The 12,373-nt window shown below is 38.8% G+C and carries 12 protein-coding genes; 8 read left to right on the top strand and 4 right to left on the bottom strand.

Annotated features, from left to right (window positions below; all coding sequences use genetic code 11):
* Positions 1–54: 54 nt before the first annotated feature.
* Positions 55–1,737 carry an energy-dependent translational throttle protein EttA gene (ettA, locus tag LVD16_RS25785; RefSeq protein ID WP_233771178.1) on the bottom strand — a complete coding sequence of 561 codons (1,683 nt, stop codon included), beginning with the start codon at positions 1,735–1,737 and terminating at the stop codon, positions 55–57.
* Positions 1,738–1,988: 251 nt separating this feature from the next.
* Here ettA and LVD16_RS25780 point away from each other — a divergent pair, with 251 nt between their 5' ends.
* Complete coding sequence (locus tag LVD16_RS25780; protein WP_009578808.1) at positions 1,989–2,210, top strand: DUF2795 domain-containing protein; 222 nt, start codon at positions 1,989–1,991, stop codon at positions 2,208–2,210.
* A 52-nt stretch (positions 2,211–2,262) separates the two neighbouring features.
* Here LVD16_RS25780 and LVD16_RS25775 read toward each other — a convergent pair whose 3' ends face one another.
* Both LVD16_RS25775 and queA read right to left on the bottom strand, forming a co-directional pair.
* The gene (locus tag LVD16_RS25775; protein ID WP_233771177.1) at positions 2,263–2,949 is read right to left on the bottom strand and encodes a 2-C-methyl-D-erythritol 4-phosphate cytidylyltransferase; all 687 of its coding nucleotides are present in this window, start codon (positions 2,947–2,949) and stop codon (positions 2,263–2,265) included.
* A 100-nt stretch (positions 2,950–3,049) separates the two neighbouring features.
* The gene (gene queA, locus LVD16_RS25770; protein ID WP_233771176.1) at positions 3,050–4,096 is read right to left on the bottom strand and encodes a tRNA preQ1(34) S-adenosylmethionine ribosyltransferase-isomerase QueA; all 1,047 of its coding nucleotides are present in this window, start codon (positions 4,094–4,096) and stop codon (positions 3,050–3,052) included.
* 120 nt (positions 4,097–4,216) lie between these two features.
* On the opposite strand from queA, the gene LVD16_RS25765 reads away from it, so the two are divergent.
* Positions 4,217–5,482: an ABC transporter permease gene (locus LVD16_RS25765; RefSeq protein WP_233771175.1), complete on the top strand. Its 1,266-nt coding sequence runs from the start codon at positions 4,217–4,219 to the stop codon at positions 5,480–5,482.
* A gap of 77 nt (positions 5,483–5,559) precedes the next feature.
* Here the strand turns inward: LVD16_RS25765 and recA are convergent, their stop codons facing one another.
* Positions 5,560–6,588, bottom strand: a complete 1,029-nt coding sequence (gene recA, locus LVD16_RS25760) for a recombinase RecA (RefSeq protein ID WP_233771174.1) — start codon at positions 6,586–6,588, stop codon at positions 5,560–5,562.
* A gap of 144 nt (positions 6,589–6,732) precedes the next feature.
* Between recA and LVD16_RS25755 the strand changes: the two genes are divergently transcribed.
* The 6 genes from LVD16_RS25755 (at position 6,733) to LVD16_RS25730 (ending at position 12,329) form a co-directional block, all read left to right on the top strand.
* Positions 6,733–7,860, top strand: coding sequence for a lipid A deacylase (locus LVD16_RS25755; RefSeq protein WP_233771173.1), 1,128 nt, complete (start codon positions 6,733–6,735; stop codon positions 7,858–7,860).
* 8 nt (positions 7,861–7,868) lie between these two features.
* Positions 7,869–8,891, top strand: a complete 1,023-nt coding sequence (locus LVD16_RS25750; protein WP_233771172.1) for an aminopeptidase — start codon at positions 7,869–7,871, stop codon at positions 8,889–8,891.
* 21 nt (positions 8,892–8,912) lie between these two features.
* Positions 8,913–9,707: a DUF3108 domain-containing protein gene (locus LVD16_RS25745; protein ID WP_233771171.1), complete on the top strand. Its 795-nt coding sequence runs from the start codon at positions 8,913–8,915 to the stop codon at positions 9,705–9,707.
* Between the two features lie 113 nt (positions 9,708–9,820).
* Positions 9,821–10,510 (top strand): response regulator transcription factor, encoded by a 690-nt coding sequence (locus LVD16_RS25740; protein WP_233771170.1) that lies wholly within the window; start codon positions 9,821–9,823, stop codon positions 10,508–10,510.
* Between the two features lie 4 nt (positions 10,511–10,514).
* A complete protein-coding gene (locus tag LVD16_RS25735; protein WP_233771169.1) occupies positions 10,515–11,567 on the top strand; it encodes a sensor histidine kinase in 1,053 nt (350 codons plus the stop codon).
* 48 nt (positions 11,568–11,615) lie between these two features.
* Positions 11,616–12,329 carry an RluA family pseudouridine synthase gene (locus LVD16_RS25730; RefSeq protein ID WP_233771168.1) on the top strand — a complete coding sequence of 238 codons (714 nt, stop codon included), beginning with the start codon at positions 11,616–11,618 and terminating at the stop codon, positions 12,327–12,329.
* Positions 12,330–12,373: the final 44 nt, after the last annotated feature.

Raw genomic sequence — 12,373 nt, 5'->3', positions numbered from 1 at the left:
AGTCATATAGAGTCAGCCAAAACTGACCCTATATGACATTTAATGATAAATCGCTTATTTAACTAAAGGCTTGTATTTAATTCGCTTAGGCCCTGTATCACCCAAACGTTTTTTTCTATCTTCTTCATATTCAGTGAAGTTACCATCAAACCACTTCACCTGAGAGTCACCTTCAAAAGCAAGTATGTGTGTACAAACTCTATCCAGGAACCATCTATCGTGAGAGATGATTACTGCACATCCACCAAAGTTCTCAAGAGCTTCTTCTAACGCTCTAAGTGTGTTTACATCTAAGTCGTTAGTAGGCTCATCTAGCAGAAGTAAGTTGGCTCCTTGTTTCAGGGCTATTGCCAGGTGCACACGGTTTCTCATACCACCAGAAAGTTCTTTTACTTTTTTCTGCTGATCTGATCCGTTGAAGTTAAACTTGCTTACATAGGCACGGCTGTTAATCTGCTTGCCACCAAGGTTGATCAGTTCGTTGCCTCCTGTAATTACCTCCCAAACAGAAGATTCTGGATTCAGGTTAGCATGTTCCTGATCTACATAGGCAATATCTACAGTAGAGCCTACTTCAAAAGTACCCGTGTCCGGCTTTTCCTTACCAGTTATCATCTTGAAAAGGGTGGTTTTACCCGCGCCATTTGGTCCGATGATACCTACGATGCCTGCCTTTGGTAAGTTAAACTCAAGATTTTCGTATAACAGCTTGTCTCCAAATGCTTTAGCTACTCCATGAGCCTCTATTACCTTGTCTCCCAGTCTTTCACCTGGTGGTATGTAAAGCTCTAGTTTCTCTTCTTTCTCTCTTGATTCCTGGCTTAAAAGCTTGTCGTAAGCATTTAACCTGGCTTTGGCCTTAGCATGTCTACCTTTAGGGGACATTTTAGCCCATTCCAACTCTCGTGATAAGGTCTTCTGTCTCTTAGATTCGGTCTTCTCTTCTTGAGAAAGTCTCTTCTGCTTTTGCTCTAACCATGATGAATAATTACCCTTCCATGGAATACCTTCGCCACGGTCTAGTTCAAGTATCCATCCGGCTACGTTATCAAGGAAGTAACGGTCGTGAGTTACGGCTATTACGGTACCTGCATATCTTTGTAAATGCTGCTCTAACCAATGCACAGACTCTGCATCTAAGTGGTTAGTAGGCTCATCTAATAAAAGTACATCTGGCTCTTGAAGTAAAAGTCTGCAAAGTGCTACACGTCTTTTCTCACCACCTGATAGGTTTTCAATCTTGGCATCCGCCGGAGGTGTTCTTAGAGCGTCCATAGCACGTTCTAATCTACTATCTAGTTCCCAGGCATTGAGCTGATCTAGCTTTTCCTGAACCTCGCCTTGTCTTTCGATAAGCTTGTTCATGCCATCAGGATCATCCATGATGTCCGGATCAGCAAATTTTAGATTGATATCTTCAAACTCCTGAAGTAAATCAACAGTTTCTTTTACACCTTCTTCTACTATTTCTTTTACGGTTTTGGTAGGATCTAGCTTTGGGTCCTGCTCCAGTAAACCAATGGAGTAGCTGCCATCAAAAACTACTTCACCTTTATATTCTTTGTCTACTCCCGCTATTATGCGCAGTAAGGAAGATTTTCCAGATCCGTTGAGACCTAAGACACCAATTTTGGCTCCGTAAAAGAATGAGAGGTAAATGTCTTTTAAAACTTGTTTGTTAGGCGGGTAGATTTTACTCACCCCAGCCATTGAAAATATTATTTTTTCGTCACTCATATTCTTTTTCCTGTTTATTGAAACAAATTTAGTTTTTTGCTGTATAAACAGCTGAAGGTTAAACTTTTTTTACTAATAAAGTTGTGCTTTCCTAAACTTTTCGTACTATGGTTACGTTTCAAGCCATAAATTAATTAACACTTGGTTGTAAAATACAGCCCTGCAAATAATTAATTTAAATATTTGATTTGAACATTTAAATTTTATTTTTGCACGAAATTTTGAAGTATAAATCATAGGAGGATTTATCTATGTATTGGACACTAGAACTAGCATCATATCTTGAAGACGCACCTTGGCCTGCTACCAAGGACGAATTGATTGACTATTCAATCAGAACCGGCGCACCGTTAGAAGTAGTTGAGAATTTGCAGGAGTTGGAAGATGACGGTCAGCCTTATGAAAATATCGAAGAGATATGGCCAGATTATCCTACTAAGGAGGATTTCTTTTTTAACGAAGACGAATACTAATAGCAATATAGCTTAAGAAGATGTTCGGGCTGACTTTACAAGTGAGTAATGGTCAGCCTTTGTTTTTTCTTTTTAGTAAAGCTTCTGCTATTATCAGATCCTCTGGTGTAGTTACCTTAATATTCTCATAGCTTCCTTCAAAGAGGGAAATCTTATGACCTGCCATTTCTGCCACGCTGGCATCATCAGTAAGGGTAGAGACTTCTTTTATATTATATGCATTTTTGATAATCGCCAGATCAAAGGTTTGTGGCGTTTGGATGAGTCTGTATGCAGATCTGTCTACAGCTTTTGTAGTGTCCTGATCAGTGACTCTGATAGATTCTTTGAGGCGAACGGCCGCTACAGCGCTCTGGTGAATGGCAGCTAATCTGAAAGAGGCGGCAATCGTATCTTTATCCACTAAAGGTCGCACTCCATCATGAATGGCAACCAGGCCTTCACTTTCCTTAATAGTACTCAATCCATTACGTACAGACTGGAACCTTGAATCTCCACCAATTGTGAGTGTATGTGATATGTTAAAGTTATGCTCCAGACAAAGGTTCTTCCAGGTCTCTACATCAGATTCAGGTAAAACCAGAATAATGGAGAGCTCGGAAGAGTAAGAGGCAAAAACCTCAAGAGTGTGCATGAGTATAGGCTTGCCATTTAGGAGGATGAATTGCTTCGGGATATGGCTTTTCATGCGTGTGCCTTTTCCTCCTGCTACTAATATAGCATATTCCTTTTGTGGCATGGGTAAAGCTGGGTGTGTTAAAATCTAAAATAAATAACCGTATATAAAAATCGGATGACCAATGGCCATCCGATTTTCATTTGATTAATCTTTTTTCTGACTACACAATGAGCATAGCATCACCGTAGGTAAGGAATCTGTATTTCTCCTTAATTGCAGTTTGGTATGCTTCCATTACTAGTTCGTAACCTCCGAAAGCACAAGCCATCATTAACAGAGTTGATTCTGGCATATGGAAGTTAGTGATCATAGCATTACAGATTTTGAAGTCATAAGGAGGGAAGATGAACTTGTCAGTCCAGCCTTCTTTTGGCTTCAGTCTGTTATTGGCAGATACACTAGATTCTAATGCTCTCATAGAAGTAGTACCGATAGAGCAAACTTTTCTCTTGCCATCAATGGCACTGTTTACCATGCTCACGGTAGGTTCATCTACCCAGAAGTTCTCAGAATCCATTTTATGTTTAGTAAGATCTTCTACATCTACAGGTCTGAATGTACCTAAGCCTATGTGAAGAGTAATACTAGCCATGTCTATTCCTTTAATCTCTAGCCTCTTTAAAAGCTGAGGAGTAAAGTGAAGACCAGCAGTAGGAGCTGCAACGGCGCCTTTGTGCTTGGCATAAATGGTCTGGAAACGATCTCTGTCTTCAGGTTCTGTTTCTCTTTTTATATATTTTGGAAGGGGTGTTTCGCCCAGGCTGTCTATAGTCTTGTAAAACTCTTCGTCAGTTCCATCATATAAGAATCGAATGGTTCTTCCTCTGGAAGTTGTGTTGTCAATTACTTCGGCTACTAAGTCGCCTTCACCAAAGTAAAGTTTATTACCTACACGGATTTTTCTGGCCGGGTCTACTAATACATCCCAAAGGTGCATTTCTTGATTTAGCTCTCTTAATAAGAAAACTTCAATCTTAGCGCCTGTTTTTTCCTTGTTACCATATAACCTGGCAGGAAAAACCATCGTATTGTTATTTACCATAACATCACCTTCGTCAAAATAGTCAACCACGTCTTTGAAAGACTTGTGTTCTATTTCGCCAGTGTCACGATGTATAACCATTAGGCGGGATTCATCCCGATTTTCAGCCGGATATAAGGCTACCAGTCCGGTGGGTAGATCAAACTTGAATTCTGATAATTTCATATTTAATATTACGGTATTAAATAAAACAGTTTATTTAAAATTTAGCTTGCAAAGTTAAAGTAATTTATTTATTAACATTATCTACCAAGAAATACTTTTCAATTTTGATATAAAAAACAGGTGTTAGTAATTCAACTCATATTAGAAAGCTTCAGGTTTGCCTGGAATGCACTGAAGATGAACCTTCTAAGAACGGTTCTGTCTTTGCTTGGTGTTACGGTGGGTATTTTTGCCATTATCACAGTGTTTACCCTGGTTGATTCGCTGGAGAAGAATATTAAGGATAGTTTTAGCTTCCTGGGAGCTGGTGTTATCTACATTGAAAAATGGCCGTTTACGCCAGACGCCAATGGAGAGTACCGCTGGTGGGACTTTTGGCAGAGACCAAATGTTAGCTATAATGAATTCCATTTTCTTGAGGAAAACCTAAAGAATAGTAGTTCAATGGCCATTTTCGGCGTTCGGAATAACTCCACTATAAAAAGAGGTAATAACAGTATCAGTGAGGTAGAGCTTTGCGGAAGCACCTACGGATACAGTGATATCTTTGAGATAGAACTGAATAAAGGGCGTTATTTCAGTCAGATAGAAACTGAATCTGGTCGTAACGTAGCTATTATCGGAAGTAATCTGGTATCTGCGCTGTTTCCTTTCGGCACTGACCCTATTGGTAAGGAAATTAAAATTAAAAATTTAAAATACATCATTATAGGAACTATGCCCAGGGAAGGGGAAAGCTTCCTGGGTACATCCAGTAATGATGATCTGTGTATTATACCTTATACCTCCTTTAGGAAATTATACCAAACCGGAACTGGTTCCTGGGAAGAGCTAGGCTCTAGAATTGGGGTAAAAGGAAAGGATTCTGATATTGGTTTAGTAGAGTTGGAAAATGAGTTGACAGGGTTGCTCAGGAATCGCAGAGGTTTAAAGCCTAAGCAGGATGATAACTTTGCTCTGAACCGACCTGAAGCTATAGCCAATATTATCGGCAGTGTATTCGATGTATTCGGAATTGCAGGATGGATTATCGGAGGCTTCTCTATATTAGTAGGTGGATTTGGAATCGCAAATATTATGTTTGTTTCAGTAAAGGAAAGAACCAATATTATAGGTATACAAAAGTCATTAGGAGCTAAAAACTTCTTCATACTCTTTCAGTTCCTGTTCGAATCAATTTTCCTTAGTGTTATAGGTGGGTTGGCAGGTTTGCTTTTGGTTTACCTGATTACTTTCATCCCTATGGGAAGTCTGGAAGTAGTATTGTCTATAAAAAATATAGTTCTCGGACTGGGTGTGTCAGCAGCTATTGGTACTGTATCTGGAATTGTGCCGGCCGCACTAGCCGCCAGGTTAGATCCAGTGATAGCCATCAGGTCGAGCTAATAGGATATTATTCAATAATGAAAAAGGGAGTTCTAAAATTTAGAACTCCCTTTTTTTTAAATCAATTGTGGAATATACTATTCTTGAGCAGCAATAGGCTTTTCAAGATCTTCGCCCTTTATTTGAGCTTTAATTTTGTTTTCAATCTCTTCCATAAGCTCAGGATTGTCTTCTAAAAGAGTTTTTACTGCATCTCTTCCCTGGCCAAGTTTGTTGCCATCATAAGAGAACCATGATCCTGCTTTCTTCACTATATCTAGCTCTACACCAAGATCGAGTACTTCACCTACTTTAGAAACACCTTTACCATACATGATGTCAAACTCTACCACTTTAAATGGAGGAGCTACCTTGTTTTTCACTACCTTCACTCTGGTTCTGTTACCAATGATGTCATTGGCTCCTTCCTTAATCTGACCTATTCTTCTGATGTCAAGTCTAACAGAAGCATAGAATTTAAGAGCATTACCACCAGTGGTTGTTTCAGGGTTTCCGAACATTACCCCAATTTTCTCACGAAGCTGGTTAATGAAAATACATGAACAACCTGTTTTATTAATGGTACCTGTTAGCTTTCTTAATGCCTGAGACATCAATCTAGCTTGTAGACCCATTTTGCTATCACCCATTTCACCTTCAAGTTCACCTTTAGGAACCAAAGCTGCTACGGAGTCAATTACGATGATATCAATAGCTCCAGACCTGATGAGGTGCTCAGCAATTTCGAGTGCCTGCTCACCACTATCTGGTTGAGAAATAAGTAAGTTCTCAGTGTCAATGCCTAGTTTCTCTGCATATACTCTATCAAAAGCATGCTCCGCATCTATAAATGCTGCTAAACCTCCAGTTTTCTGAGCTTCAGCGATACAGTGCATAGATAAAGTGGTTTTACCTGATGATTCAGGTCCATATATTTCTATAACTCTTCCACGTGGTATTCCGCCAACACCTAAGGCTATATCAAGGCTGAGAGATCCCGTTGAAATGGCAGGCACGTCTACTACCCGCTCGTCACTCAGTTTCATCACAGCACCTTTACCAAAGGTTTTTTCTAGTTTATCAATAGTTAATTGAAGCGCCTTTAATTTTTCGTCCTTTTCAGCCATTATCGGTTTACTTACTTGATTAAATTTTATTAATGGTGAAGTTACTAAGTTATAGGCATAAAAGTGAGATAACCCTCCTAAAAAATGTATTTACAGAGGCATTGCTTTGCCGCTGCTTTTATATATTGCGCCAAACTTCTTGGTATGAAAATATTTCAGGTTTTAATACTGATAATCCTAAACACCTCACTGGCACAGGCCCAGCTTAATAATAAATCTTTTCAATATGATCACTCCCTTCAGGAAAGCGATTCAAATGTGCTGGCGCTAAGTATCAATAGTTTGGGCTTCGCTAAAAACAATGAGTATTTTAATGATATTGCTGACGGCTATACTTTGTTTGGCTATCAGCTCAATCCAAATCTGTCATATCAAGCGGGCAAGTTTATAAGAATTGAGGCTGGGATATACCTTCAAAAGGATTTTGGCAATGATGATTACAGTGAGGTGGCACCTACTTTTTCTTTTAGATATAATAAAAATGCCTTCTCTCTCATTTTAGGTACTTTAGATGGCAGTGTATCTCACCGATTGATAGAGCCGCTCTATGACTTTGAAAACACACTAAACCGACGTTTGGAAAATGGGTTTCAAATAAAAGTAGATAAAGAATCGTTGTTTTTGGACACCTGGGTAGACTGGCAAAATATGATATATAAAGGTGATTCATCTCAAGAGCAGATTACTGGTGGTATGTCCGTAAAATGGAGTCCGATAAATAAAGGGAATGTTAAATTGACTATTCCTTACCAAATGGTGATTTATCATCAAGGAGGACAGATAGATGCTAACCCAGAACCATTGCAGACCAAAGGAAACTTCAGCTCTGGCTTGGAGTTGACCTTCCCAATTTCAGAGCAGGGTTTTGTTAGCGAGTTCAAAATGCAAAATTATTTTGTGTACAGTAATAATTTTTCTGGTGATGAAGACACGGCACTTAAGGCGGGTTCAGGAATTTATTTGAATGCAAGTATACAAACCAGGTTAAACCTTAATATTATGGCTAGTTACTGGCGAGGAAGTGATTTTACCTGCATACAAGGTGGTCAGTTATATTCCTCACAGTCATCATCTTACAAGAATTATGATGTAGTTGAGCCCATTAGGGAGTTGCTGATTTTAAGGTTTATGCATCAGCTTAAGATTACTGATGGTGTATTTTTTAATACCCGAGTAGAGCCGTTTTTTGATTTCAAGAACGGAACATTTGAATATGCTTATGGCTTTTATATAAACTATACCGGAGACTTTTTTCTTTTAAGAAACAGGTAATTATAGTTATGATAAAAAAGATTGGTCTGATATTAATCGCAGTTTTACTGATATGGGTTTTGTTTAACCTGGAGCTTGTAGGCTATGCTTATAAACAAGCCAAGGGGCAATTACATATCGTTTGGAATGCCAGGCCAGTATCAGAATATATCGCTGATCCTGAGGTGGCGGATTCCGTAAAACAAAAACTACATTTTATAGCCAAGGTGAGGCAATACGCCATTGACTCGCTCGGTCTTAATAATACAGACAATTACACCACCATGTATGACCAGAAGGGTAAACCTATCCTTTGGGTGGTCACTGGTTGTGAGCCTTACGAATTGAAAGCTAAAGAGTGGGATTTCCCTATAGTAGGACAAATGCCTTACAAAGGCTTTTTCATGGAGGAGGATGCTAAAGAAGCCATGGAGGAGCTTAGTGAGGAAGGGTATGATGCAGGCATAAGAACAGTAGGAGGCTGGTCTACCCTAGGTTGGTTTAAGGATCCTATCCTAAGCAATATGCTTTACCGAAATACTGGTGACTTGGCAAATCTAATTATCCATGAGTTGGTACACGCTACCATTTTCGTTAAAGATAGTGTTGAGTTTAATGAGAATATTGCGTCGTTCATCGCAGAAAGAGGAGCTTATAGATTTTTGAAAGATACTTATGGTGAAGAGTCAGAAGAATATTTGACTTATAAGTACGAGATTGAAGATGAGAATGCTTACATAGGTCATGTGTTGCGTGGTGCCGATAGCCTGGAAAAGTTATATGCAGGCATGGCAAATAAAGATGACGCCGAGAAAAGTCAGGAAAAGCAGCTAATGATCAGAAACATTGTTTCTAAGTTGGATACCATCAGTTTTCATTTTGAAACCTATAAAAAAGACCGCTCTGAATTCAATCCCAATAACACCTATTTTATGTCTTTTTTGCGATATAGATCAAAACAGGATAAATTAATGGATCTGTTTGAGAATAAATTTAACGAAGATTTAACCAGCTTTATCACCTACTTCGAGGAAAAACATCCTTTCCTTTGAGTAAAGAACCTAAATTGATGCATGTTTAAACTATTTACTTCTGTCTTCTTTTTTTCTGCCGCCCTCTGGATGGGGTTAAGCAATAATCAATCTACCTACAGGGTAATTGAGAATAATTGCTTTAAGCCTGGAGAGGTAATCGAATACACAGCCCATTATGGGTTTGTTCATGCGGCTAAAGGCAAAATGGTTATCAGTAAAGATATCTATACCCTAAATAATAGGCCTTGTTATAAAATTGATGTGTTCGGCGAGTCCATCGGCATGTTCGATATGTTTTTAAGAATTCGCGATAATTGGGGCACTTACTTAGATACTGCCTCTATTGTTAGTCATAAATTCTACAGGGTAATAGAGGAAGGGAAGTATCGCAAGAACGAAGTAGTAACCTTCGATCATGAAAAGCAGCAGGCTAAGGTGAAAACCTATGACCATAAAAAGGAAAAATGGAAAGCAGCTAAGTACTTCGATACCAAGAAAAATATTCAGGATTTAGTAAGCGGATATTATTATCTTAGGGTATTAGATTTTACTAAATATAAAGAAGGCGATATAATTACTATTGATGCTTTCTTTGATGATGAGCTTTACAAATTCCAGGTGCGTTACATCGGTAAGGAAACTGTAAAAACGAAGCTTGGAAAGATTAAGTCATTGGTGCTGTCGCCCATTATGCCGGAAAACAGCCTGTTTGATGGTGAAAACTCTATTAAGGTGTGGATCTCTGATGATTTAAATAAAGTGCCGCTAAAAATTAAAGCAGAAATGTTCGTAGGAGCGGTAGAAATTGATATAAATAACTATGAGAAAAGTTAATAATTAAGGAATTGTTAAGTTATTATTACATGCTTTTTATTGAAGCATTTTCTCTATAGTTTTAGCCTTTCTTTTAGAAAAGCAAAGTTGATTTTCATTAAAACTCGATAACTATGGGAAGCAAGCAGGAATACAAAGTGCTTGTTGTTGATGATGAAGAGGCAATCCTGGAATTGCTTAAGTACAACCTTGAGAAGCAAGGGTATGAAGTTAAAACAGCATTGGATGGTATAAGAGGTGTTGAAATTGCCAAAAAATTCAAGCCTGATTTAATTCTGTTAGACATCATGATGCCCAAGCAAGATGGTGTTGAAACCTGTAGGCAGATGCGTGAAATTCCTGAACTCGCCAGTTCATTCATTATCTTTCTCACAGCTCGCTCTGAAGAGTATTCAGAAGTGGCCGCTTTCGACGTAGGCGCGGATGATTATATCACCAAGCCTATAAAGCCAAGGGCACTTATGAGCAGGATCAGTGCTTTGTTTAGAAGAGATTCTAAAAAGAAAACTGTCACTAATCAAATCACCATAGGAGATCTTGTTATCGATCGCTCTAGCTACACCATTCAAAGAGAAGGTGGTGAAATAACTCTCCCTAAAAAGGAATTTGAATTACTTTATTTCCTGGCACAAAACCCTAATAAGGTATTTGGTCGTGATGAGCTGTTGCAGAATATCTGGGGTTCAGATGTTTATGTGCTAGCCAGAACGGTAGATGTGCACATTAGAAAGGTGAGAGAGAAGATTGGGGATGACTACATCAAAACTGTGAAAGGTGTAGGCTATAAGTTTAGCCTAAACTAGATATATGGTATTCAGTTCGCGTGTAATAGCCGTACTATTAGCGTTTTGTATTGCAGCAGTAACCACTGCATTCCTTTCCTTATTTAAGGAGGTCACTCAAAATGCGCTGGTAGTAACGTTTCTTATCAGCTTTTCCTCATCATATCTATTGGGCTTTATTATTCTGGAGTTTTTGATCTTCAGAGAAATAAACAAAATATATAACCTGTTTGATAAGCTGAGGAAGAAGGAGCTTTCCAGTATAGAGCATGATAGGTCTAACATGCTTAATCCACTGAAGAAGATTAATGAAGAGATATTTTCTTATGCTGCACTTAAGCAAAAGGAAATTGATGAGCTCAAAAAGATTGAGGCCTTCAGAAAGGAATTTATTGCTGACGTCAGTCATGAACTCAAAACACCGATCTTTGCAGCTCAGGGCTTTGTACATACACTTTTAGACGGGGCCGTAAAGGATAAGAATGTAAGGATAAAATTCCTTAAAAAGGCAGCTAAAAGCTTAGATGGTCTTGATATGCTGGTGCAAGATTTACTTACCCTCTCTCAGATAGAGACCGGTGAAATAAAAATGCATTTCGAAACCTTTGACATCAAAAGGCTTATAGAAGAGATCTTTGATCAGTTTGAAAACAAGGCTGATAAGAAGGATATCGTTCTGGAGCTGGAAGGAAATGAAGAGGAGGTTTTGGTCTATGCTGACTGGCAACGAATCAATCAGGTACTCACTAATCTGATAAGCAACGCTGTAAAATACTCCAATGAAGGCAGTAGGGTATGGGTGAGCTTTACTATATCAAAAACCACAGTCACTACCTTTGTGAAAGACTCTGGAGAGGGTATTCCTGCTGAAGATGTAAAGCGAATTTTTGAACGATTCTACCGGGTGGATAAGAGCCGGTCTCGTGAAAAAGGAGGTACAGGTCTCGGGCTGGCCATCGTAAAGCATATAATGGAAGGCCATAATTCTAAAGTGGAGGTAAAAAGTATTGTGGGAGAAGGCTCTGTATTTAGCTTCAAGCTGCCTATTGGGCAGGACGAGCCACCATACGACGAATAATCATTCCCGTTCTGTTATTCACTTATTATAAATCTTTAGCTTTGCACCATGGCAAAAGTGTTGTTTAAAGATTTAATCCTGTGGGAGGATGAGGATTATATTGTTATCAATAAACCTCCGCACATATCTACTTTAGATGATCGTAACGATCAGGTGAATATCCTTTCTTTAGCTAAGAAGTATAGTGATGATGCTCAGGTAGGGCACAGACTAGATAAGGAAACATCCGGAGCATTGATTATTGCTAAAAATCCGGAAGCCTATCGTGAGATCTCTATGCAGTTTGAGAATAGAAAAATAGGTAAGGTGTACCATGCAGTGAGTAACGGCATTCATGACTTTAATGAATTGGTGATAGACAAGCCTATTTCAAAGCTCTCTAACGGTACCGTGAAGATAGACTATAGAGATGGAAAGCCAGCGCAGACTACGCTCAATACAATAAAAGCTTACCGCTCTAATACTTTAGTTGAATGCAGGCCTGTAACTGGTAGGATGCACCAAATCAGGATACACCTGACCACTCAGGGAGCTCCTATTGTAAGCGACCCTCATTACGGAGGTCAGGCGGTATATCTTTCTCAGTTTAAAAAACATTTTAATTTAAAACGCGATACAGAGGAACAACCATTAATTAAAAGGTTAGCTTTGCACGCACGAGCCTTAAGGTTCACTACCAGAGATGGAGAAGAGAAAAATATAGAGGCACCCTATCCAAAAGACTTTGCGGTGCTCGTAAAGCAGCTGGATAAGTATGCATAAAAAAACGCCATAATGTAAATATTTACAGACTGGTGTTGCATATG

This window comes from Fulvivirga ligni, from assembly GCF_021389935.1.
GTDB classification, from domain to species: Bacteria; Bacteroidota; Bacteroidia; order Cytophagales; family Cyclobacteriaceae; genus Fulvivirga; species Fulvivirga ligni.
This window is presented reverse-complemented; position numbering and strand designations above follow the sequence as displayed.